General features: G+C 68.7%; 20 protein-coding genes. 16 read left to right on the top strand and 4 right to left on the bottom strand.

Translation table 11 applies throughout. The annotated features are described in order from the left end of the window. Positions 1-61: 61 nt before the first annotated feature. On the bottom strand, positions 62-1,387 hold the full coding sequence (locus tag P3H15_RS25005) for an MFS transporter (RefSeq protein WP_276139689.1): 1,326 nt from the start codon (positions 1,385-1,387) through the stop codon (positions 62-64). Between the two features lie 135 nt (positions 1,388-1,522). Between P3H15_RS25005 and P3H15_RS25010 the strand changes: the two genes are divergently transcribed. Continuing rightward, positions 1,523-2,692 carry an LLM class flavin-dependent oxidoreductase gene (locus tag P3H15_RS25010; protein WP_276139690.1) on the top strand — a complete coding sequence of 390 codons (1,170 nt, stop codon included), beginning with the start codon at positions 1,523-1,525 and terminating at the stop codon, positions 2,690-2,692. A gap of 41 nt (positions 2,693-2,733) precedes the next feature. On the opposite strand, the gene P3H15_RS25015 is transcribed toward P3H15_RS25010, so the two are convergent. Beyond that, positions 2,734-3,246 (bottom strand): CGNR zinc finger domain-containing protein, encoded by a 513-nt coding sequence (locus P3H15_RS25015; protein ID WP_276139691.1) that lies wholly within the window; start codon positions 3,244-3,246, stop codon positions 2,734-2,736. A gap of 25 nt (positions 3,247-3,271) precedes the next feature. Here P3H15_RS25015 and P3H15_RS25020 point away from each other — a divergent pair, with 25 nt between their 5' ends. The 5 genes from P3H15_RS25020 (at position 3,272) to P3H15_RS25040 (ending at position 7,245) form a co-directional block, all read left to right on the top strand. After that, positions 3,272-3,433: a hypothetical protein gene (locus P3H15_RS25020; protein ID WP_276139692.1), complete on the top strand. Its 162-nt coding sequence runs from the start codon at positions 3,272-3,274 to the stop codon at positions 3,431-3,433. A gap of 76 nt (positions 3,434-3,509) precedes the next feature. Further along, positions 3,510-5,360 carry a hypothetical protein gene (locus tag P3H15_RS25025; protein ID WP_276139693.1) on the top strand — a complete coding sequence of 617 codons (1,851 nt, stop codon included), beginning with the start codon at positions 3,510-3,512 and terminating at the stop codon, positions 5,358-5,360. Then, the gene (locus P3H15_RS25030; RefSeq protein WP_276139694.1) at positions 5,357-5,551 is read left to right on the top strand and encodes a hypothetical protein; all 195 of its coding nucleotides are present in this window, start codon (positions 5,357-5,359) and stop codon (positions 5,549-5,551) included. The genes P3H15_RS25025 and P3H15_RS25030 overlap by 4 nt, the downstream gene beginning before the upstream one ends. Next, positions 5,552-5,914 (top strand): hypothetical protein, encoded by a 363-nt coding sequence (locus tag P3H15_RS25035; protein ID WP_276139695.1) that lies wholly within the window; start codon positions 5,552-5,554, stop codon positions 5,912-5,914. It begins immediately after the preceding gene. Continuing rightward, positions 5,911-7,245 (top strand): hypothetical protein, encoded by a 1,335-nt coding sequence (locus P3H15_RS25040; RefSeq protein WP_276139696.1) that lies wholly within the window; start codon positions 5,911-5,913, stop codon positions 7,243-7,245. The genes P3H15_RS25035 and P3H15_RS25040 overlap by 4 nt, the downstream gene beginning before the upstream one ends. A 23-nt stretch (positions 7,246-7,268) precedes the next feature. Here P3H15_RS25040 and P3H15_RS25045 read toward each other — a convergent pair whose 3' ends face one another. Further along, entirely contained in the window at positions 7,269-8,075 is an 807-nt protein-coding gene (locus tag P3H15_RS25045) for a family 1 encapsulin nanocompartment shell protein (RefSeq protein ID WP_276139697.1), read from the bottom strand. Next, positions 8,072-9,124: a Dyp-type peroxidase gene (locus P3H15_RS25050; RefSeq protein WP_276139698.1), complete on the bottom strand. Its 1,053-nt coding sequence runs from the start codon at positions 9,122-9,124 to the stop codon at positions 8,072-8,074. The genes P3H15_RS25045 and P3H15_RS25050 overlap by 4 nt, the downstream gene beginning before the upstream one ends. A 426-nt stretch (positions 9,125-9,550) precedes the next feature. Between P3H15_RS25050 and P3H15_RS25055 the strand changes: the two genes are divergently transcribed. The 10 genes from P3H15_RS25055 to P3H15_RS25100 all read left to right on the top strand — a co-directional run bounded on the left by P3H15_RS25055 (position 9,551) and on the right by P3H15_RS25100 (position 21,848). Then, the gene (locus P3H15_RS25055) at positions 9,551-10,903 is read left to right on the top strand and encodes an MFS transporter (RefSeq protein WP_276139699.1); all 1,353 of its coding nucleotides are present in this window, start codon (positions 9,551-9,553) and stop codon (positions 10,901-10,903) included. Then, positions 10,900-11,928, top strand: a complete 1,029-nt coding sequence (locus P3H15_RS25060; protein WP_276139700.1) for a Gfo/Idh/MocA family protein — start codon at positions 10,900-10,902, stop codon at positions 11,926-11,928. The genes P3H15_RS25055 and P3H15_RS25060 overlap by 4 nt, the downstream gene beginning before the upstream one ends. Next, the gene (locus P3H15_RS25065; RefSeq protein WP_346348803.1) at positions 11,925-12,977 is read left to right on the top strand and encodes an alcohol dehydrogenase catalytic domain-containing protein; all 1,053 of its coding nucleotides are present in this window, start codon (positions 11,925-11,927) and stop codon (positions 12,975-12,977) included. Before P3H15_RS25060 ends, P3H15_RS25065 begins: the two co-directional genes overlap by 4 nt. Positions 12,978-13,078: 101 nt before the next feature. Further along, complete coding sequence (locus tag P3H15_RS25070) at positions 13,079-14,092, top strand: LacI family DNA-binding transcriptional regulator (protein ID WP_276139702.1); 1,014 nt, start codon at positions 13,079-13,081, stop codon at positions 14,090-14,092. 274 nt (positions 14,093-14,366) lie between these two features. Continuing rightward, a complete protein-coding gene (locus P3H15_RS25075) occupies positions 14,367-15,929 on the top strand; it encodes a CoA-transferase (protein ID WP_276139703.1) in 1,563 nt (520 codons plus the stop codon). 12 nt (positions 15,930-15,941) lie between these two features. Beyond that, entirely contained in the window at positions 15,942-17,129 is a 1,188-nt protein-coding gene (locus P3H15_RS25080; protein WP_276139704.1) for an acyl-CoA dehydrogenase family protein, read from the top strand. 65 nt (positions 17,130-17,194) lie between these two features. After that, on the top strand, positions 17,195-18,235 hold the full coding sequence (locus tag P3H15_RS25085; protein WP_276139728.1) for a sugar ABC transporter substrate-binding protein: 1,041 nt from the start codon (positions 17,195-17,197) through the stop codon (positions 18,233-18,235). A gap of 45 nt (positions 18,236-18,280) precedes the next feature. Beyond that, positions 18,281-19,312, top strand: coding sequence for an ABC transporter permease (locus P3H15_RS25090; protein ID WP_276139705.1), 1,032 nt, complete (start codon positions 18,281-18,283; stop codon positions 19,310-19,312). After that, the gene (locus P3H15_RS25095) at positions 19,309-20,826 is read left to right on the top strand and encodes a sugar ABC transporter ATP-binding protein (protein WP_276139706.1); all 1,518 of its coding nucleotides are present in this window, start codon (positions 19,309-19,311) and stop codon (positions 20,824-20,826) included. Before P3H15_RS25090 ends, P3H15_RS25095 begins: the two co-directional genes overlap by 4 nt. Next, positions 20,823-21,848 (top strand): ABC transporter permease, encoded by a 1,026-nt coding sequence (locus tag P3H15_RS25100; RefSeq protein WP_276139707.1) that lies wholly within the window; start codon positions 20,823-20,825, stop codon positions 21,846-21,848. Before P3H15_RS25095 ends, P3H15_RS25100 begins: the two co-directional genes overlap by 4 nt. The last annotated feature ends 12 nt before the right edge of the window (positions 21,849-21,860 follow it).

A 21,860-nucleotide genomic window follows, 5' to 3' on the forward strand; every position in this document is an offset into this window, starting at 1 on the left:
TATCGGATACACCGGTGTATCGAACGTGGCCGTCAGAGCCCGTTCGGAAAGTGGGGCGGTCTCAGAGGTAGAGGTCCTGCTTCCGGATCAGGGCGGTCGCCACGACGCTGACGACCGAGGTGGCGACGAGATACCCGCAGGCCAGCCAGGGGGTACCGCCGGCGGCGGCGATCAGGGCGGTGAGGATCATCGGCGTGATGCCCGAGGCGTAGATCCCGGAGAACTGGTACACGACGGACAGACCCGTGTAGCGGATCTCGGTGGGATACAGGCTCGCGTACAGCGTGCCCTGCGCCCCGTAGAAGAGGGCATGGACGACGCCGAACACCAGCACCATCGCGACGCCGAACAGGGCCAGATTCTCCGTCCCGAACAGGGCGAACGCGGGGAAGACCGCGAGTCCGTAGGCCCCGATCCCGATGAGGTAGATCCGCTTGGCCCCGTACCGGTCGACCAACAGTCCGGAGAAGGGCAGGAGCACCGCCATGACCGTCGCGGCGACGGTGACGACGAGGAGAACGGGAATCTTGGCGAACTCCAGATCCTTGGTGGCGTAGGTGATCGCGAAGACGCCCCAGGTGTTGAACGCGGCGCCCTCGCCCCAACGCGAGAGCAGGCCGAGGACGGTGCCCCGGCGCACCCGGCCGCGGAATACGTCCTTCAGCGGAGCGGAGGAGCGCTTCGAGAGGTCGTGAACCTCCTGGAACGCGGGAGTCTCCTCGACCTTCAGGCGAACCACGAATCCGACGAAGACGAGGATCAGGCTCAGCAGGAAGGCAATGCGCCATCCGTACGTGAGGAACTGGGCGTCGTCGAAGATCACCTGCAGTGCGGCGAAGACGCCGGTGCCCAGGGCCAGGCCCAGCGCCAGGCCGATCTGGGGGATGCTGCCGAAGATGCCGCGCTTCTTCGCGGGGCTGTGTTCGACGGCGAGGAGCACTGCGCCCGCCCACTCGCCGCCCAGCGCGAACCCCTGCAGGATGCGCAGCAGGAGCAGCAGGATCGGCGCGATCACCCCGACCTGCGCGGCCGTCGGCAGCACACCCATCAGGGCGGTGGCGATGCCCATGATGAACATGGTGAGCGCGAGCGTCTTCTTCCGTCCGATGCGGTCGCCGATGTGGCCGAAGACGACTCCGCCGATCGGCCGGACCACGAAACCGACTGCGAACGTGGCGAACGCCAGCATGGTGCCGACGAACGAACTCTGATCGGGGAAGAACAGCTGGTTGAAGACCAGGCTGGCCGCCGTCGCGTAGAGAAAGAAGTCGTACCACTCGACAGTCGTCCCCAGCAGGCTGGCGGCGACGACGGTGCGGAGCCGCTTGCGCCGTTCGAGGTCGGATTCGTTCGAGGATGTGTACGGGGCGTCGGACAGCGTAGTCATAGCGCGGCGACCGTAACCTTGCCGGCTGCGGTCGAGCACTACTCTGAATCACGGTGATCGAAACCCTCGCGGCCCGGCTCCGTCGTTGATGAACTGGCCTGCGCTGCCCATCTGTCGTCGACAAGAGGATCGCGCGTGTCTCTGCATTTCCACTGGTTCCTTCCCACCTACGGTGATTCCCGCAACCTGATGGCGGGTGGTCACGGGAGTTCCATGGCAGGAGACCGTCCCGCGACGCTGCGATACCTCAATCAGATCGGCGCAGCGGCGGAGTCGAACGGTTTCGAATCGGTCCTGACGCCCACCGGTGCGTGGTGCGAGGACGCCTGGCTCACCACGGCCATGATGCTGGAGACCACCGAGACGCTGAAGTTCCTGGTCGCGCTGCGCCCCGGACTGCTCAGCCCCACCCTGGCAGCGCAGATGGCGGCGACGTTCCAGTGGCAGTCGCAGGGGCGGCTGTTGATCAACGTCGTCACCGGCGGTGAGGACCACGAGCAGCGCACCTACGGCGACTACCTCGACAAGAACCAGCGCTACGCCCGCTGCGGCGAGTTCCTCGACGTCATCCGAAAGCTGTGGGAGGGAACCGGACCGGTCGACTACGCGGGCGAGTACATCCGGGTGGAGAACGCCCAGTTGCAGCGCATCCCCGACCCGGTGCCGCCGATCTTCTTCGGCGGGTCGTCGCCGGCGGCGGGCACCGTCGCGTCCCAGTTCGCCGACACCTACCTCACCTGGGGCGAGCCGCCGAGTGCCGTCGCCGGGAAGATCGCCTGGATCCGCGACCTCGCCGACGTCCAGGGCCGCACCCTCGACTACGGCATCCGGCTGCACGTGATCAGCCGCGACACGTCCGAGGAGGCGTGGGCCGAGGCCGACCGCCTGCTGTCCGCTCTCGACCCGGCAACCGTCGAGCAGGCGCAGCAGAGCCTGGCCCGCTCGGGTTCCGAGGGCCAGCGGCGCATGCGCGAACTGCACGGCGGTGGGAGCGCCTACTCGAAGGACGCCGGCGCACGCGCCCTCGAGGTGGCCCCGAACCTGTGGTCCGGGGTCGGCCTGGTCCGCGGCGGCGCGGGCACCGCGCTGGTCGGCTCCCACGAGGAGGTCGCCGACCGCATCGCCGAATACGCGGCACTCGGACTCGACCACTTCGTCCTTTCCGGCTACCCGCACCTCGAAGAGGCCTTCAACTTCGGCGAAGGGGTGCGGCCGATCCTCGAACGCCGCGGGCTGGTGCAGTCCCGCACCCACCGTCCCGGCGATCTGTCGGGGTCGACGGCGTTCCTGTCCTCGAGTCGGTAGTCGAGAAGCGGGAGTACACGGAGGAGGATTTCGCACACGGGTCAGCGCGCTCGGTGGCGTCGTACGGCGTCCCGGTTCGCGCACCTGGGTGAGCAGTACCGTTGACGGCCGTTGCGCGAGGTGTCGGCATAGATGGCGGTGCACTCCTCGAGCGCGCAGCGGCCGAGACGATGCATGCCGCGGCCGACGAGGTGCAGCGCGGTGCCGACGGAGAACAGCGCCTCGAGGACGCCGGCGAGGGACTGCTGGTCGTCGCGGTAGTGGAGGTGCCAGCCGTCGCCGGCGTGGTTGGTCAGTCGCGGGTAGGCGGACGCCTTCGTGAGCAGGAGGTTGACCTGTTCGGCCCGGGTTTCGTCGCTGGTGGCGTCGGCGATCGCCGACCATCGGTCGAGCATGGCGAGCACGTCGGCGAGGTCGTCGTCGGTGACGGGGAAGTCGACGACGATGCCGGCGTCGACGCATCGGCCGACGAGTTCCCCGGTCGATGCGGGCGGATGATTCGCGAGGTCGGCGGCGAGCGTGACCGCATACTCCCCGTAAGGGTTGAGATGCACAATGCCATTACATCACGCTGGGTGCATGAGCGAACATCACGAACACGACTGGCAGGAAGTATCCCGGCATCGAACGAGCACGGGCGTGGTCACCTACCTCGGCTGCGCGTGCGGCCGGTGGCAGTTGTCGCTGGTCGAGGCGTCGCTAGGGGAATCTAGCCGTATCTATGTTCGATCGCAGATCTGAATAGATTTGCATACGGTCCGCCGGTTTCCGGGTCGAGGGTCTGGCATTTTCGGCACGAGGCGCACATAATCACCCCGTGAGCCAAGTTACTGTTACTCCGAGTTCACTCATTCTCGCCCAGTCGGGCGGAGAGGGTGGCGGTGCGGCATTCGACCAGATCATCGGAATCACGGTGGCGACGGCGATCATCACCGTGGGTCTGCTGTGGATCGCGTACCTGCATCGCACACGCAAGATCACGTGGCTGCAGACGATCGCCGACGCGACATCGCGCGCACTCGACCGGCCCCCGTGGGTGGCCCTGCCCCTGGTGACGTTCGTCGGGACCATCCTGACGGCGTTCTTCGGTTTCATCTGGGACGTCAGCCTGCACATCGGGCGGGGCCGCGACGACGGGCCGCTCGCGAACCCCGCGCACTACTTCATCCTCGTCGGGCTGTTCCTGCTGTTCATCACCGGAATGCTGGCGATGATCCTGCCGCGCGAGGAGAAACCCGGTCCGGCGGCGATCAAGATCACCCGCACCTGGTACGTCCCGGTCGGCGGCGTCCTCGTGGCCGGAGCGGGTCTGTACGCCCTCATCGGATTCCCGCTCGACGACGTCTGGCACCGCATCTTCGGTCAGGACGTCACGCTGTGGGGACCGACGCACCTGATGCTGATCGGTGGTGCGGGACTGTCGCTGATCGGCGTCCTGCTCCTGGACTACGAGGGCCGGATGGCGACCCCCGGAGAGGTGAAGCCGGACAGCCGGCTCATCTGGTTCCTGCGGTGCGGCACGTTCGGCGGCCTGCTCATCGGCCTGTCCGTCTTCCAGATCGAATACGACTTCGGCGTCGAGCAGTTCCGGCTCGTCCTGCAACCGATGATGATCGCCGGAGCGGCCGCCTTCACCCTGGTGGCGGCGCGCATCGTTCTCGGACCGTTCGCGGCGATCGTGGCCGTGGCGGTGGCAGGTGTCGTGCGCGCGATCACGGCGCTGATCGTCGGACCGGTTCTCGGTGCCCCCACCAACGTGTTCGAACTGTGCCTCGGCGCCGCGGTGGTGATCGAATTGCTCGCTCTGACACCGCTGATCAAGAATCGGGTGGCGTTCGGCGCCGTCTGCGGACTGCTCGTCGCGACGGTCGGGCTGTGGCTCGAGTCGCTGTGGATCGACGCCGTGTACATCTATCCCTGGCCCACCGGCATGTGGCCGGAGGCGCTGGCCATGGCCGTGCCCGTCGCCATCGCGGCCGGAGCCTGCGGCGCCCTGCTCGGGCGGGTGCTCCGCTCCGAGGGGCTTCCGCGCCCTGCGATCAGCCGCACCATCGTCGTCGTCACCGTCGTGGTGATCGCCGGCGCCACCGCGAACGGCCTGGTCGCCACGGTCCCGGACAGCGCCACCGCGACGATCGCTCTCACGGAGGCCGCCCCGGACGGCGGCCGCATGGTCGACGCGGAGGTGCGCATCGACCCACCCGATCTCGCGAGCGATGATCCGGCGTGGGTGTCCATCCTGTCCTGGCAGGGCGGCCCCGGACTCGGCAACGGATTCACGGTCGACCGGCTCGAACGCACCGGGCCCGGCACCTACCGGACGCACGAGCCGGTCCCGGTCCACGGAACGTGGAAGACGTTGCTGCGCGTGCAGGACGGGCGCACGATGACGGCCGTCCCGATCTACCTGCCCAGCGACCCGGGCATCGGCGCGGAGGAACTGCCCGCCGTCGCGTCCTCGACCCGCGACTTCGTCCCGGAGATCACCATCCTGCAGCGGGAGCGGAATTTCGACCACCCGTCCTGGCTGTTCGGCGCCGCATCGCTGGTGGTGCTCGTGTGCACTCTGGCGCTGATCACCGCGCTGGCATGGGGAGCGGGCCGGATCAGCAAGTACACGCAGGGGCAGGCGGCCACCGGCGCCCGCGAGGACGTGACGGTGACATGAATCCGGTGCACGATCCGGACATCGTCTACCTCGCCGATCATTCGGTGCTGCTGGCGATTCCGGCGTTCGTCCCCGCGTTCCTGGTGGCCGGACTGGTCATCTACCTGGCGGTCCGGGACCGCAAGGCGGAAGCCGCCGAGAATGCCGAGAACGCGAAGCACGGTCCGAGCGAGAACGAAGAGGAGAACTAGGTGATCAGGCGGTTGGCCGGAATTGTGGTGATACCCGCTGTCGTCGTCGCCCTGGTGTCGGGCTGCGGAGGCGACGATGACACCCCGGCCACGGAGGACGGCGTCGTGATCGACGTCGTGATCGAGAACGGCACGGTCACACCGGGCAACGAACGTATCGAGGCGACGGTGGGGGAGAACATCACGGTGCGGATCGACAGCGACGCCGACGACGAGTTGCACGTGCACGCCGTTCCGGAGCACTCGTTCGAGATTCACCCCGGAACGCAGGAAACCCAGTTCTCCGTTGATGTTCCGGGCCAGGTGGCGGTGGAATTGCACGACACGGGTAAGACGGTGGCCACCCTGCTCGTGCGTCCATGACCGCTGTTCTCGCGCACGGCCTGGGCGGATCCACCGACCTTCCCATCCCGTTCACGTATGCGCTGGTCGGGGCGAGTTGGGCGCTCACCGTCTCCTTCGTGGTGCTGGCGTTCGCGTGGCGCACCCCGAAGCTGGATCCGGACAACCCGGGGCGCGGGCTGCCCGGCTGGGTGACCCGGTTCGCCGACGCGCCGGTCACGCGGAACGTGCTGGCCGCGGCCGGTGTGGTGTTCGCGGTGTGGGTGGCCCTCGCCGCCTTCTTCGGACCGTCGGCGTCGTCGGAGAACGCACTGCCGGGCGTGTTCTACGTGCTGCTCTGGGTGGGGCTGGTCGCGGCGTCGCTGGCGTTCGGGCCGGTCTGGCGGGTGCTGTCCCCGGTCCGCACCGTGCACCGATCGGTGTGCGCGGCGATCGGGCGCTCACCGGCGGAAAATGATGCGCGGTACCGCAACTCGTGGGGTTACCGGCCCGCGGTCGCGGGATTGTTCGCCTTCGTCTGGCTCGAACTCGCCTCCGGCGACCCGGGTTCCGTGGCCGCGGTGCGCACGTGGCTGCTCGTGTACGTCGTGGTCACGACGGCCGGGGCGTTTCTGTGCGGCGAGCGCTGGTGCGAGCGGGGCGATCCGTTCGAGGTGTACAGCACGCTGGCGTCGCGGCTGTCTCCGCTGAGCCGGGACCGGCCGAGCGGACGGATCGTGCTGCGCAACCCGCTGGATCACCTGGGATCGATGCCCGTCCGGGCCGGCTCGGTCGCGTTGATGGCAACCCTGCTGGGGTCCACTGCCTTCGACAGTTTCTCGGCCTTCCCCTGGTGGTCGCGTCTGGTGGACGGGATCGGTTCCCCGATCGGCGCCACCCTCGTGCGCACGGCCGGGCTCCTGGTCTTCGTCGGCTTCGTCGGGGTGTCGTTCTGGGTGGCCTCGCGGGCCACCGGGGGACTGCGGCCCGAGCAGCGCGCCGCTCTCCCGGGGCAGCTGTCGCATTCGCTGATCCCGATCATCATCGGTTACGTCTTCGCGCACTATCTGACGTATCTGGTGGAGAAGGGGCAGGCGACGGTGATCCTGCTGGCCGACCCGCTGGGGCGGGGCTGGAACCCGCTGGGGCTCGGCGACGCCGAGGTCTGGTACGTGCTGTCCGCGCACCCCGCCGCCTCGGCGTCGATCAAGGTGCTGTTCGTCCTGGCCGGGCACGTGCTGGGAGTGATTGCAGCACATGACAAATCGGTGCGGCTTCTGCCGCGGGGCCATCAGCTGACCGGGCAGCTGGCACTGCTGCTCACCATGGTCACCTACACGTTCGGTGGGCTGTACCTGCTGTTCGGTGGCTGACGGCCCCCAGCGTGCAGTGCGCGTCAGCGTGAGAGGACGACTGCCGCCTCCGCGGTGAGCGAGGCGAACGTGAACGTCTCCTCGAGGTAGAGCGTCACTTCGTCGGCGGTGTGGCTGTCGTAGCCGATCGACAGGTCCGTGCCGAGGGTCAGCTGGTTGTCGCCACCACGCGTGGACAGCACGTATCCACCGCTGATCGCGGGTGCCCAGATGATGTCCCCGGTGACCAGGTCGCGCAGGTGGTGGAACACCGGATGTCCCTCGTCGCGGGTCTCGCTGACCGCGGTGTACGCGTCGGCGTCGAGCACCACCGAGTACGGTCCCTCGACTCCGGCGAGTCGCAGCGCCGACAGCGCGGAGGCGACGGCGTCGGGGATCAGCAGCGGATCCTCCGGCAGACTGAGGACCGGGTTGTCGCTGGACGGTCCGAGCCCGCGGATGCCGGCCTCGTCGAATCCCTGGAAGATCGACTGGTCTTCCGCGAACGCGACCGCCTTCGCGGCGTCCTTGACGGGCTGCCAGTCGGAGTCGAGGGAACCGCGGGCGACATCGTCGACCTCGGCGCGGCTCAGGGTGAACGGGAACCGGAGTTCGACGAGCGGGTCGACCTGCCGCTGCTGGGCGCGGATCCTGCTGTCGGAAGTCTTGATCGGGTTGACCCGGCCGAGGTTGTGCGCCGAATAGGAGTATCCGAACGGTCCCGCGACGTCGACCACGCGCCGGCCCGCGACGTGGCGCTTGAACGTGCGGGTGGCCTCTTCGCCGATCTGCTGCCAGGCTGCCTCGGTGACGGGTGCCAGGTTGCGGTGCAGATTGCTCGAATCACTCATTGCGATACTCCTTTGAGACCACCGATTTTCAGGGACAGTTCGTACGGGTCGGCCGCGGCGGGCTCGACCGGGTCGTCGGGCGCCGACTCCGCGGCGGCCGGCGCGTCGCCGAGCGATCCGAGCACGTCCCGGCTCGGCACGAAGAACAACGTGCCGGTGGCCGCCGTCGAGAAGTCGAGGATGCGGTCGTAGTTTCCGGGCGGCTCACCGAGAAACATTCTTCGCAGCATCAACTCGGTCACGGCGGGATCCTTGGCGTACCCGATGAAGTACGTGCCGTACTCGGCCTCGCCGAGACTGCCGAATGCCATGTTGTCCCGCAGGATCTCGTGCTCGACCCCGTCTTCGTCGACGATGCTGTTGAGGGTGACGTGCGAATTGCTCGGCTGGACGGCGTCGTCGAGTTCGATGTTGTCGAGCTTGGTGCGCCCGATGACCCGCTCCTGCTCCTCGGTGCTCAGCGTGCTCCACCCACCCATGTCGTGCAGGTACTTCTGCACGATCACGTAACTGCCGCCCCGGAAGTCGGGGTCCTCGTCGCCGATCAGCGCGGCGTCGGACGCGTCGTCTTCGGTGGGATTTTCGGTGCCGTCGACGAATCCGAGGAGATCGCGGGAATCGAAATAGCGGAAGCCGTGCACCTCGTCGACGACGGTGGCGGCGGACCCCAGCGCGGAGACGATCTGGCGGCCCAGTTCGAAGCACAGGTCCTTGCGCGAGGCCTTGATGTGGAACAGCACGTCGCCGGGTGTGGAGGGCGCGCTGTGGGCCGGTCCGGACAGTGGGACGAACGGGTGCAGGTGGGCCGGCTTCGACGACGCGCTCACGCGGTCCCAGAACTCCGCGCCGACACCGACCACGCAGGACAGGGAGCCGGCGAGTTCGCGGAATCCCACGGCCTTGAGCGGTCCGTCGATTCCGGAGATCACGTCGCACACCGTCGCGCGGTCTTCGTCGGAGCGTCCGGCGACGAGCACCAGGAACAGGGAGGCAGGGCTGGGCGGAGTGAGGACTGCTTGGGGTGCCAATCTCGCGACTGGGCCTGGCATCTGTGTCTCCGTTCACTCCGACGTACGACGCTGCACTGTCCGGAACCTCAGGTCCCATCTAACCGTTTCGGACCGCCAGGTTCCATTCGATCGGCCCGCGCGCCGCCGCGGAGTACGCCCCGGGAGGTGATCTGTGGGTACTGACCGGCGCCGGTTCGGAGAATGCGCGCCTATCGCGACTTCGCCGGGGCCGAACTCGGCGAACAGGTCGCCATCGATCTCCGGTCCGAGCGCCTGCTGTCGGCGGACACGGGTTCCTCTGAAAGCGGTATCCAACCGCATGCAGCTGGGAAGAGATCGAGCATATAGCCGTGAACTGTGAAAACGGGAATCGCGCCGCGCAGATGAGAAAGCGTTTACAAATTCGGTGACGTGGGTCATAGTAGTCGGGTTCCGGCAGTTCCTTTCCACAGTCAGGAGTTCTCGATGGGCATGACCGAACTCGGCACCGAGCGGTCGACCGCGGTGCCGTACGGGTCGGCGGGGCAGCAACGCCGCCGGGTGATCAAGGCGAGCGCGGCGGGAACCGTGATCGAGTGGTACGACTTCACGCTCTACGGTCTCGCGGCCGCCCTCGTCTTCGGGCCCCTCTACTTCCCCGGGGCGGGATCCCTCGCCGGCACGATGGCCGCCTTCGGGACGTTCGCCGTCGGCCTCGGCGCCCGCCCGATCGGTGGGCTGGTCTTCGCGCACTTCGGTGACCGGATCGGCCGCAAGCCGATGCTCCTCATGACCCTGCTCGTGATGGGCGCCTCGACGACGCTGATCGGGGCACTGCCCACCGCGGACGCGATCGGCATCTGGGCGCCGATCCTCCTGATCGTCCTCCGCCTGTTCCAGGGCGCAGGCGCGGGCGCCGAGTTCGCCGGGGCGATCACGATGGTCTCCGAATCCACCGACAGTTCCCGGCGAGCGCTCTCCAGTGCGTATCCGGGGGCCGCGATCTACGTCGGAACCGGCGGCGCCACCGCGATCTTCGCGTTGCTCACGCTGATGCCCGACGACCTCTTCCTGTCCTGGGGATGGCGTATTCCATTCCTGGCCAGTGCCGTCATCGTTCTCGTCGCCGGCTACCTGCGGCTGAAGGTGAACGAGACGGCGGTGTTCGAGGAGGCCGCCCAGCACGGTGAGGTCGACCGTGCACCGCTGGTCGAGGCGGTCCGCAACCACTGGCGGCAGATCCTGTGCGGACTCGCCCTGTTCAGCTTCGTGATTCCATGGGCCTACGTCATGCAGGTCTTCGCGCTGTCGTTCGTCACCAAGACCCTCGGGGTCGATTCCACCCAGGCCCTGATCGGGTTGATCGTCGCCGAGTTCTGCGCCATCCCCGTCATCCTCGGCTTCGGCCGGCTGGCCGACCGGATCGGCCGCAAGCCGGTCCTGTTGTCCGGCGCGGTCTTCGGGATCGTCTTCCCGTTCCCGATGTTCATGATGCTCGGCACCCGGTCGCCGTGGATGGTCGGGCTGGCGCTGATCCTCGGCATCTGCCTCGTCCAGGGCACGACGTCCGGACCGGGCGGCGCGCTGCTCTCCGAACTGTTCCCCACCAAGATCCGCTGGAGCGGCATCGCGATCTCCCGGGAGATCCCGGCCGCGGTGGTCGGCGGCACGATCCCGCTGGTCGCCACCGCCCTCGTCGCCGTCGCGGGCGGAACACCCTGGCTCGTCGCGAGCTACCTCATGGGCCTGAGCGTCGTGGGTCTGATCGGCATCGCCCTGCTCCCCGAGACTCTCGGCCGGAGCGTGGGTGCGCGCACCCCCGTCGAGGCGGCGTCGTGACCCGTCGTGTCGTGGTGGTCGGCGCCGGTCTCGCGAGCGCCGCGCACCTCACGGCCCTGCGGGCGGTCGGCGCCGACGTGGCCGGTGTGGTGACGCGCGACGAGACGAGGGCGGCCGCCGCCCACCGGCTGGCACCGGAGGCGCGGATCCTCCCGAGTCTCGACGCGGCAGCGGCCCTCGACGCCGACACGGCGGTGGTGGTCACGCCGCCGTCGAGTCACCTCGCGGTCGCGTCGGCGCTGGCCGAACGGGGTCTGGACCTGGTGATCGACAAACCGCTGGCGGCCTCGCTGACCGATGCGCAAGCGATCGTGGACGTCGCGGAGCGGACCGGTGTGCGGGCCGCGGTCACGCTCCAACACCGCTACAAGGAGGCGGCCGTCCGCACGCGGCAACTGCTCGCGGACGGCGCGATCGGCACGCTGCGCTCGGCGACCGTCGCTGTCCCGCTGTGGCGGCCGGACTCCTACTACGCCGAGGCCGGGCGCGGCACCTGGGACCGCGACGGCGGCGGAGTGCTGATCACCCAGGCCATCCACACCCTCGACCTCTACCTGTCGCTGACCGGACCGGCGCGCAGTGTCGTCGCCGCGTCCTCCACCAGCCGGGGGCGGCTCGAGGCCGAGGACACGATCCACCTGCTGATCGACCACGGCACACATGCGGCGTCGGTGACGGCGAGCACGGCGGCCTGGCCGGGCGGCGCCGAGACGATCCACCTCTTCGGCGACGCGGGACAGCTTCGGCTGGTGGGCGATTCGCTCGTCCTGATCGGCGACGGTGCCCGCACCCTCGTCGACGGGACCGTCGACGCGTCCGGACCCGACCCGCTGTCGATGACGGCGTGGTTCGGGTCGCTGTACGAAGACGTCTTCACCAGTTGGGCGGCGGGGGCGGAGCCGCTGTCCGACGCCCGGTCCGGGTTGCGCGTGCAGTCGGTGATCGACGCCGCCTACCGGTCCGCCGCAGCCGGCACGACACCGGAAATCGTCTCCGAGGAAAGGGAAAGTGCATGTCAGTCTTGAGTATTCGGGTCGACGGTCCGAACGACTTTCGTCTCGACCGCGGTGACGTCGCCGAACCCGGTGAGGGGGAGGTGCTCGTCGCTCTCGACTCGGCCGGGATATGCGGCGGCGACCTGTCGCATCTGCGTGGCCGGAACGCCGTCGCCGCGTACCCCACGGTGCTGGGCCACGAATGCGCCGGACGCGTGTCGCGGGTGGGCCCGGGAACGAGTCTCACGGTCGGGCAGCCCGTGATGGTCTACCCGACGACGGGATGCGGCCGATGCCGCGCCTGCCGCGACGGCAGGATCAACAACTGCCCGAGTATCCGGGTGTTCGGGCTGTCCGATCCGCGCGGGTGTTTCAGTGAGGAGTTCGTCGTCCCCGAGACGCAGTGCGTGCCCGTCAGCGACGCGGTGCTGGACCGTTTCGGGGCCCTCGTCGAACCGCTCGCCGTCGGCGTCCACGTCGTCCGCCGCGGCGGCGTGTCGACGGGGGACACCGCGCTGGTCGTCGGGACCGGGGCGATCGGTCTCGCGACCACACTGGTGGCCCGGAGCCGGGGTGTCCGGGTGTTCGGCGTCGATCGCTACACCGAACGGGAGCGTCCCGCCCTGGCGTGCGGGATGAGCGATTTCACGACGGACTCGGGTGACGCGCTCGAGGGCTGGCTCCGGCACCGGACGGAATCGGTCGACCTGGTCTACGACACGGTGTGCTCCCAGGAATCCGCTCGGCTGGCGCTGCGGGTCCTCGCTCCGGGCGGCCGGTACGTGGCGATCGCGTCCGCGAAACCCGGGCACGAACTGACACTCGACTACAGCGCGCTCTACGCCCGCGAACTGTCCGTCGTGGCGTGCCGGAACTACGTGCGGCAGGACTTCGTCGACGCGGCAGGACTGCTCGAGTCGGGGCAGGTGGACGCGTCGCCGCTGCACACCGCGACGTTCGCGCTGGACGAGTTCGGCCGCGCGGTCGAGGAGCTCGAATCGAACGGCAGCAGGCACGTCAAGGTGCTGCTGACGTCGCGGAAACTGCTCGGAACGCGCGCGTTGTTGCACGGGGAGTGAGGGTCCGGGTGATCCGGAGCCGCCTTCGCGCTACGCTGTAAGCGTTTCCACCCTGCGCTGGGTGGACGGTGGCAATGGCGACGAGAGATGCAGAGGCAACGATGGCTGATCAGACCCGGGTGCCCGCGAGCCGTCGCGTCACGATCAACACCGTAGCGAAGGCCGCCGGCGTCTCGATCGCCACCGTCTCCCGCGTCATGAGCGGCAGCTCGTCGGTGACCCCGGACCTCGCGGCCCGGGTCCACAAGGTCGCCGACGAGCTGTCCTACCGGCCCAGCACCGCCGCCCGCGGACTCGTCCTCGGGTCGCTGAGAAACATGGGCGTGATCCTGCCCGACCTGGCCAACGCGTACTTCTTCGACGTCGTCAAGCAGATGCACCACGGCGCCACTGCCGACGGATACCGCATGCTCGTCGCCGACTACTCCGGTGACGCGGCAGACGAACTCGCCACCGCGCTCGACCTGCTCGGCCAGGTCGACGGTCTCGTGCTGCTCTCGTCGAGGATTCCGACGAGCGGGCTGAAGGAACTCGCCAGGCAGTCGACGCCCGTCCTGCTCGTCAACCGGGTGGAGCTGGGGGTCGATCTGCCCATGGTCGCGGTCGACAACTTCACCCCGATGATGGAGCTGTGCGGGCACCTCGCGAAGCTCGACCACCGCCGGATCGTCTACGTCAAGGGTTCGGACCTGGCCTGGCAGAACCGCGAGCGGTGGCGGGCCATCGAAATGGCGAAGGTGCTCGGGATCGAGGCGACGGCGGTGCCGTCGGACGGGACCATCGAGGGTGGCTACGACGTGGTGGAGGAAGCGCTCACGCACGAGCCGACGGCCCTCGTCTGCTTCAACGACCTGACGGCGCTCGGCGTCATCTCGAAACTGCGGGAGCGGGGACTCCGTGTCCCCGAGGACATTTCGGTCACCGGATTCGACGACATCGACATGGCGCGGCACCTGGCGCCGCGCCTGACCACGGTCGTGAGCCCCAAGATCGATCTGGGCGACCAGGCCTGGTCGCTGATGCGTGCCGCCCTGAACAACGAGACCACCACGTCTCCGCCGCTGATCTCCGCGGACGTCGTCATTCGCGAGTCGACGGGCCCCGTCCCGAGCTGAGCCGGGGTTCCCGCCCGGCGATAGAGGCGGGGTCGGCGACAGAGCCGTCGATCATCCATGTCACCCCGGCGCACAGTGCTGCGCCGGTGCGGTGAAGCAGCCCGACGCGACAGTCGTCGGCGAATCGTGTCCTTTCCGGTAGCCGGACAGGTCTCGAAAACTTTCTGTAATCGCTTTCTTGATGTTGCTCAGCTCACAATATAGTGTGTCAATAACCGAGGTACATGGCGTTCATGGACCGATTGGCCAGATGTAAGCATTTACAGGAGCGGATATGACACAGCCGGGAACGGGTGCCGCGGCGAGGCGCTGGACACCGACCACCGCGACAAGAGCCGTGCGCGGCATCGCACCAGGATCGACGATCGCCCTCACCGGTTCGGGCGGCGGAATCCTCGAACCGGACACCGTGCTGAAGGCGCTGGAGGAGTGCTTTCTCGCGACCGGATCGCCCAGGGACCTCACGATCGTGCACGCTCTGGGCATCGGTGACCGGGTGCGCCGCGGAACCAACCACCTCGCGCACAAGGGCATGGTCAAGCGGGTCATCGGCGGGCACTGGACGTGGTCGCCGACGATGATCGAACTCGTCCGCAACGACGAGATCGAGGCGTACGCCTGGCCCGGCGGCGCGATCAGTCAGCTGCTGCGGGAGATCGGCGCGCGCCGGCCCGGCCTCGTCACCGCCACGGGCCTCGACACGTTCGTCGACCCGCGGCACGGTGGCGGCAAGTTCACGCCGTCCGCCACCGAGGACCTCGTCGAACTCCTCACGCTGGACGGTCGTGAGTATCTGCGCTACAAGCCGTTTCCCGTCGACGTGGCCGTCGTCCGCGGCGATTCCATCGACCCGTCCGGCAACGTCACCTGCTCGGGGGAGGCCGCGCAGCTCGACGCGCTGGCCGTCGCCCAGGCGGCGAAGGCCTGCGGCGGCCGGGTCATCGTCCAGGTGAAGAATCTGCTGGACCGGTCGATCGATCCGCGGCTCGTGCACATCCCGGCGGTCCTGGTGGACGACGTTGTCCACGCGCCGGCCCAATGGCAGACGTACGCAGGCGAATTCGACCCGGAACTGTCCGGCGACGCGGCGAACGCCGGCTTCGGCGCGACGGACCACGACCCGATCCGCATGCTGATCGCCCGGCGGGCCGCCGCCGAGGTCCGGGACGGCGACGTCCTGAACGTCGGCTTCGGGGTGTCCGCGCTGGTCGTGGACGCGCTCGCCGAACAGGACCGCCTGGACGACGTCACCCTCGCCATCGAGCAGGGACTGATCGACGGCATCCCCGTCTCCGGCGACCTGTTCGGGGCCGCACGAGGACCGAAGGTCGTGCACTCGTCGACCACCCAGTTCGACCTGTTCTCGGGTGGAATGCTCGACGTCAGCTGCCTGGGCATGGCCGAGGTCGATGTCACCGGCGCCGTCAACGTCAGCAAGATCGGCGGCGGCATCGTCGGACCGGGCGGATTCATCGACATCTCCCAGAACTCGCCGCGCGCCGTGTTCTGCGGAACCTTCACCGCGCGCGGACTGGACATCGAGATCGTCGGGGGAGAACTGGTGATCCGGCGGGAAGGGTCGGTGCCGAAGTTCGTCGACCGCGTCGACCAGGTCACCTACTCCGGCGCTCTCGCCGTCCGTGAGGGACGCGAGGCGGTGTACGTCACCGAACGCGCCGTCTTCGTGCTCACCCGGGACGGCCTCGAACTCGCCGAGGTCGCACCCGGCATCGACATCGATCGGGACATTCTGCCGCACATGGGATTCCGTCCGATCATCAAGAACCCACGCCTGATGGACGCGGGGCTGTTCGCCCCCGTCGCCGTACACATCTGAGGAGAGAACCACATGCCCACCGGAAACAGTGTCATTCCGTCGTCCGTGCTCGGAACCGACGAACGCAAGCTCGTCGCGGAGTTCGTCGACGAACGGATACGGCCGGTCGCCACCGAACTGGACGAGACCGAACGATTCCCCGAAGAGATCTACGCCGAGATGGGCAAGATCGGGCTCTTCGGCATCACCGTGCCCGAGAAGTTCGGCGGATTCGGCGGCACCGCCCTCGACTACCTGTTCGTCATGGAGTCGCTGTCCTACGGTTATGCGTCGGTGGCCGACCAGTGCGGGCTCGTCGAGATCCTCGGCAGCCTGCTCGGCAACTACGGCACCCCCGAGCAACAGGAGCAGTACCTGCGCCCGATGCTCTCCGCCGAGAAGCGCTGCGCCTACGCGCTCACCGAGCCGGGCTCCGGATCCGACCTCGGGTCGATCACCACGCGGGCGGTGCGCAGCGGCGACGGCTGGGTGCTCAGCGGCGAGAAGATCTACATCCACAACGCCCCGGTCGCGGACTTCGCGGTCGTCCTCGCCGTCACCGATCCCGAACTGGGGAAGCGCGGCGGCATCTCGGTGTTCCTGGTGGATGTCGACCAGCCCGGCGTCAGCCGCGCCTACCACGAGCACAAGATGGGTCAGCGGGCGTCCCAGGTCGGCGGGCTGGTGTTCGACTCCGTCCGGCTGTCGTCCGACGCGCTCCTCGGCGAGGAGGGCAAGGCGTTCGGTTACATGATGAAGGTGCTGGCCAAGGGCCGTCTCGGGATCTCGGGACTGAGCCTCGGCATCAGCCGCGCCGCACTGGACGCCGCCACCCGGCAGTCCCTCGACCGCAGCCAGTTCGGCAAGCCGATCTCCGCCAACCAGGGCATCTCGTTCTCCCTCGCCACGGTCGCCACCGAACTGCGGGCCGGCACCGCGCTGTCGGTCGAGGCGGCGCGGGCCCTCGACACCGGCGCGGCGGACGCCGAGACGCTCTGCTCGATGGCCAAGCTGTACGCCTCCGAGGGATGCGTGCGCCACGCCGACGCCGCCGTGCAGGTGTTCGGCGGCAACGGCTTCATCCGCGGGTACGAGGTGGAGCGCCTCTACCGCGACGCCCGCATCACGAAGATCTACGAAGGCACCAGTGAAATGCAGCGGCTCATCATCAGTCGGGCCGTGCTGAAGGGTGCCGCGGGCACCGGCTCGGACGAACGATGACGCCGGCGAACCGATCGGTCAGGGCGGCGGCCCGGGCCGTCGGCGTTGCCGCGGCCATCTCCGTCATGGCGAGTTCCGCCGTCGCCTGCTCGACGGGATCGGAACGGACCGAGCGGGACGGCGCCACCGTCGACCGCGGCGACATGGTGATGGTCTCCGAGGTCCGGTCGCTGACCAACCCGTACGAGGCCGCGTGGGTGCAGGGCAGCCGCGCGTACGCCGAATCGCTGGGGATCGAACTGAAGGTGATCGTCTACGGCGGCGACTCGCAGAACGCGCTGTCGCAGCTGCAGTCGGTGCTCGCCGCGGGAAAGACCGTCCTGCTCAACATCAATCCGAACACGAGCGCCGACACTCCGGCGATCGTGCGCGCCGTGCAGAACAGCGGCGGGTGCGCGGTCACCCAGTGGAGCAAGCCCTCGGACCTGCACCCCTGGGACGTCGGCAACGGGTGGGCGTCCTACGTCGCCTACGACGGGGTCCAGCAGGGCGCCGACACGGGGAAGGCGCTCGTCGATTCGCTCGGCGGCACCGGCGGCGTGATCGCGCTGCAGGGGTTGCTCGCCAACGAGATCAGCCAGACCCGGTTCCAGGGCTTCCAGCAGGCCATGGACGGACAGTCCGGCGTCACCCTGCTCGACGACCAGCCCGCCGACTTCGACCGCAACAAGGCGTACACCACCACGCAGACCCTGCTCAACAAATACGGCGACCAGGTGAACGGTATCTGGGCCGCAACCGATTCCATGGCCCTGGGCGCCCTGCAGGCGGTGCGCGAAGCAGGCCGGGCGGGCGAGATCAAGATCGCCAGCGCAGCGGACGCCACCCCGGAAGGCCTGGGCGCCATCGCCGACGGCGAACTGCTCTCCACCTACACGACCGATCCCTATTTCAACGGCGCGATGGGCCTCGCCATCTGCTACCAGGCCATGACCGGGGAGATCGACGTCGCGTCGCTGCCCCGCGAGAACCGCGAATTCTACGTCGACCAGTCGCTGATCACCGCGAGCAACGTCGACCGGTTCCGCACCGTGCCGAGTGACGAGGAGATCGTGCGGTCGGTGCAGGATCCCTTCTCGCGCATCACCGGCCCGGTGGCCCGGTAGCCCCCTCACCATTCACGAACCACACAATCTTCCGAAGGAGTGACGATGTCGACGACCGAAATGACGGGGGAGGTGACGACTCCCGCCGAAACTCGCGCGCCCGCGCGCACCACCAGACCCCGCGTGCGACGGTTACTGTCCACCGCAGGCCCGCTCACCGCCCTGCTCGGACTGTGCGCCGTCTTCGCCGCACTGGCTCCCGGATTCGCGACGGCGAGCAACGCGATGGCGATCGTGGAGCAGGCCGCCATTCCCGTGGTTCTCGCGATGGGCGCCACGCTGGTGGTCCTGGTGGGCGGCGTGGACCTGTCGATCGAGGGCGTGATGGCGGCCAGCGGGCTGACGTTCGTCCTGCTCGCCGCGAACAGCGTCAACGGCAACGACCTCGGACTCCTCGCGGTCGTGATCGCGCTGGGCGTCGGTCTGCTGTTCGGGGTGGCCAACGGGGTGCTGCACGTCGTCGCGCGGGTGCCGTCCTTCCTCGTCACCCTGGGAACCTGGTTCGTCGGGCTCGGTGTCGCCACCGTGCTCTTCGGCACCGCCACCCCCCAACTCGCCGACCCGTCGCTCACCGCCTGGGCGGGCGGCCACTGGCTCGGACTTCCCGTCGTCGTGGTGTTCGCGCTCGCCGCCGTGGCCGTGACGGTGGTGCTGTGCAAGGGAACCCGGCTGGGCATGCACACCTACGCGATCGGCGGCGACGAGTCGACCAGCCGCCTGGCGGGCGTCCCGGTCGGGCGCACCAAGATCATCCTGTTCGCCGTGGCCGGACTGCTGTCCGGGCTCGGGGGAGTGCTGGCCACCATCCGGCTCGGTGTCGGCGACGTGAGCGTCGGATCGGGAAGCCTGTTCCTCACCCTGTCCGCGGTGGTCGTCGGCGGCACCCTGCTGTCCGGCGGTCGCGGTGGGCCCCTGCACTCCCTGGTGGGTGTGCTGCTCCTCGTGGTCCTCGGCAACGGGCTTCTCCTCTCGGGCGCCAGCCCGTACATCCAGCAGGGCGCCCAGGGACTCATCATCGTGGTCGCGGTGATCGCCACCGGGTGGCCCGCCCGCAGTCGATTGAGGGTCGTGAAATGACATCTCTCCTGGAACTCCGCAACGTCACGAAGAAGTTCGGACCCAACACGGTCCTCGACGACGTGAGCCTGTCCATCGCTCCGAACGAGGTGGTGGGACTGATCGGCGAGAACGGCGCCGGCAAGTCGACACTGCTCAAGATCCTCGCGGGAGTGCACCGCCAGGACGGCGGCCGGATGGTGCTCGGGGGGCGCGAGGTGAGCTTTTCGAGCCCGGCCGACGCCGCCGGCCACGGGATCGGGGTCGTGCATCAGGAGCAGTCGCTGCTGCCGAACCTCACCGTCGGCCAGAACCTGATTCTCGGGCACGAGGGCGACACCGCCCGTGCCGGATTCCTCCGCCGGCGCCGGATCCGCGCCCGCGCCCAGGACATGTTGTCCGTGGTGGAGTCGACGGTCGACCCCGGTGCGCTCACCGAAACGCTCGGTTTCGCGCAGCGCCAGATGGTGGAGGTGGCGCGCGCCGTCGCGTCCAGGCAGTCCGAACACCCGCCGCTCCTCATCCTCGACGAGCCGACATCGGTGCTCGAACCCGAGGACGTCGAGGTGCTCCACCGCCGGGTCACCGCCCTCAAGGAGCGCGGTTCCGTCATCTTCGTCTCGCACCGTCTCGACGAGGTCCTCCGCTTCTCCGACCGCGTGTACGTGCTGCGTGACGGCAAGGTCGTCGGCGAGCGGATCGCCGCGGCGGCAACCGAATCCGAGCTGTATCAGCTGATGATCGGGAAGGGTGCGGCCGAGGAGATCTACTCGTCGGAGCGCAAGCGCGCCGTCCTCCGGACCGGCACACCGACGCTGTCGGTCCGCGGCCTCACGTGTGGCGGCAAGGCGACGGACGTCTCGCTCGACGTCCACGCCGGGGAGATCGTCTCGGTGGTGGGGGTGGTCGACTCCGGCCGCGAGGAGGTGGCCCGCGCCGTGTTCGGCGCCGTCCCCGTCGATTCCGGAACCGTCGAGATCGACGGGCAGCGTTCGGCGCCCCGATCACCCGCGGACGCCGTGCTGTCCGGTGTCGCGTACGTTCCCGCCGAGCGTCGCGTCGAGGGCATGATCGCCGGGGCGACCGTCGCGCAGAACATCGCGACGGTGCATCCGGTGGAGGCGGGCGGCGGCCGCATCTCCTCCGGCGCCCGGGTGCAGGAGACCGCGCGCACCTGGATCGACACACTCGGCATCCGCCCCGCCGACCCCGACGCCGACATCGCGCGACTGTCGGGCGGCAATCAGCAGAAGGCCGTGGTCGCCAAGTGGATCCTGGGCGACGGCCTGAAGGTGCTGGTGCTCGACCACCCCACCCGCGGGCTCGACATCGGCGCGAAGGAAGACCTGTACGCCCTGTTCCGCGACCTGTCCGAGCGGGGAGTGGCGATTCTGGTGCTCGCCGACACCCTGGACGAGGCGATCGGCCTCGGCCACCGCGTGATCGTGATGCGCGACGGCGAGATCACCGCCGAGTTCGACTCGCCGCCCGGAAACCCGCCCAGCAAACTCCAACTCCTCGAGAAGATGATGTGATCGCCGTGGCAACAGAAACTTTCACCGAGAGGACTTCCGCCGACACGCGCGCACCCGGGGGTGCGGCGGCCGCGGTGTCCCGGACGACGCGGGACCGGCTGCGCCTGGCGGGACCGTCGGTCGTGCTGGTCGCGCTCGTCCTTCTCGTCGCTCTCGCCGAACCGAACTTCCTGTCCGTGAACGCCCTCGCCGTGGTCTCGGCGCAGGCGGTCCCGATCCTGCTGCTGGGGCTGGGCCAGATGTTCGTCATCCTCACCGGCGGCATCGACCTGTCGGTAGCGGCGCTCGCGTCGCTCGCCACGGTGATCCTGGCGACGGCGATCGGGTCGCTCGGCCCGATCGCGGTCGTCGTCACCCTCGTGGCGCTCACCCTGATCGGTGCGCTGACCGGTCTGCTGATCGTGTTCGGGCAGGTCCCGTCGTTCGTCGTCTCGCTCGGTGCGCTGGGATTCTGGGGTGCGGTCGCGCTCGTCGCCTCGGGGTCGACCACCATCTACATCAGCGAAGGCTACGACGCGATCTTCTGGCTCAGTTCGTGGACGGTGCTCGGACTGCCGATGGCGGTGTGGGTGGGCGTGGCCGCGGTCGCCGCGGTGTTCTGCGCGATGCGGTTCTCGCCGCGGGGCAACGTCTTCCACCTTGTCGGGCTGGGGGAGATCGCGGCGATGATGAGCGGCGTCCGGACCCGGGTGGTCCGGGTCGGAGCCTTCGCCCTGTCCGGCTTCTTCGCTGGAGCCGCGGGTATCGTGTTGTCGGCCCAGCAGCAGAGCGCCGCACCGCAACTCGCGGATTCGCTGCTGCTTCCCGCGATCGCGGCCGTGCTGGTCGGCGGTTGCGCCATCACCGGTGGAATCGGTGGCGCATGGCGGGTGCTCGTCGGCGCCCTGGTGGTCACCGTCCTCCGGGTGGGCGGTTCGGTGGCCGGCATCGATCCCAGCTTTCAGCAGATCGTGTACGGCGTGGTCGTCATCGTCGCGGTGGCCGTGACGCTCGACCGCAGCCGGCTCTCGATCATCAAATAGGACCCTGTGTGA

The organism is Rhodococcus sp. T2V, from assembly GCF_029269925.1.
Classification (GTDB): domain Bacteria; phylum Actinomycetota; class Actinomycetes; order Mycobacteriales; family Mycobacteriaceae; genus Rhodococcus_F; species Rhodococcus_F koreensis.

Coding starts and splice junctions, on each gene's coding strand:
- P3H15_RS25005 (WP_276139689.1), bottom strand. CDS start 1,387: ATGACTACGCTGTCCGACGCCCCGTACACATCCTCGAACGAATCCGAC.
- P3H15_RS25020 (WP_276139692.1), top strand. CDS start 3,272: ATGAGCGAACATCACGAACACGACTGGCAGGAAGTATCCCGGCATCGA.
- P3H15_RS25030 (WP_276139694.1), top strand. CDS start 5,357: ATGAATCCGGTGCACGATCCGGACATCGTCTACCTCGCCGATCATTCG.
- P3H15_RS25040 (WP_276139696.1), top strand. CDS start 5,911: ATGACCGCTGTTCTCGCGCACGGCCTGGGCGGATCCACCGACCTTCCC.
- P3H15_RS25045 (WP_276139697.1), bottom strand. CDS start 8,075: ATGAGTGATTCGAGCAATCTGCACCGCAACCTGGCACCCGTCACCGAG.
- P3H15_RS25050 (WP_276139698.1), bottom strand. CDS start 9,124: ATGCCAGGCCCAGTCGCGAGATTGGCACCCCAAGCAGTCCTCACTCCG.
- P3H15_RS25055 (WP_276139699.1), top strand. CDS start 9,551: ATGGGCATGACCGAACTCGGCACCGAGCGGTCGACCGCGGTGCCGTAC.
- P3H15_RS25070 (WP_276139702.1), top strand. CDS start 13,079: ATGGCTGATCAGACCCGGGTGCCCGCGAGCCGTCGCGTCACGATCAAC.
- P3H15_RS25075 (WP_276139703.1), top strand. CDS start 14,367: ATGACACAGCCGGGAACGGGTGCCGCGGCGAGGCGCTGGACACCGACC.
- P3H15_RS25080 (WP_276139704.1), top strand. CDS start 15,942: ATGCCCACCGGAAACAGTGTCATTCCGTCGTCCGTGCTCGGAACCGAC.
- P3H15_RS25085 (WP_276139728.1), top strand. CDS start 17,195: ATGGCGAGTTCCGCCGTCGCCTGCTCGACGGGATCGGAACGGACCGAG.
- P3H15_RS25090 (WP_276139705.1), top strand. CDS start 18,281: ATGTCGACGACCGAAATGACGGGGGAGGTGACGACTCCCGCCGAAACT.
- P3H15_RS25095 (WP_276139706.1), top strand. CDS start 19,309: ATGACATCTCTCCTGGAACTCCGCAACGTCACGAAGAAGTTCGGACCC.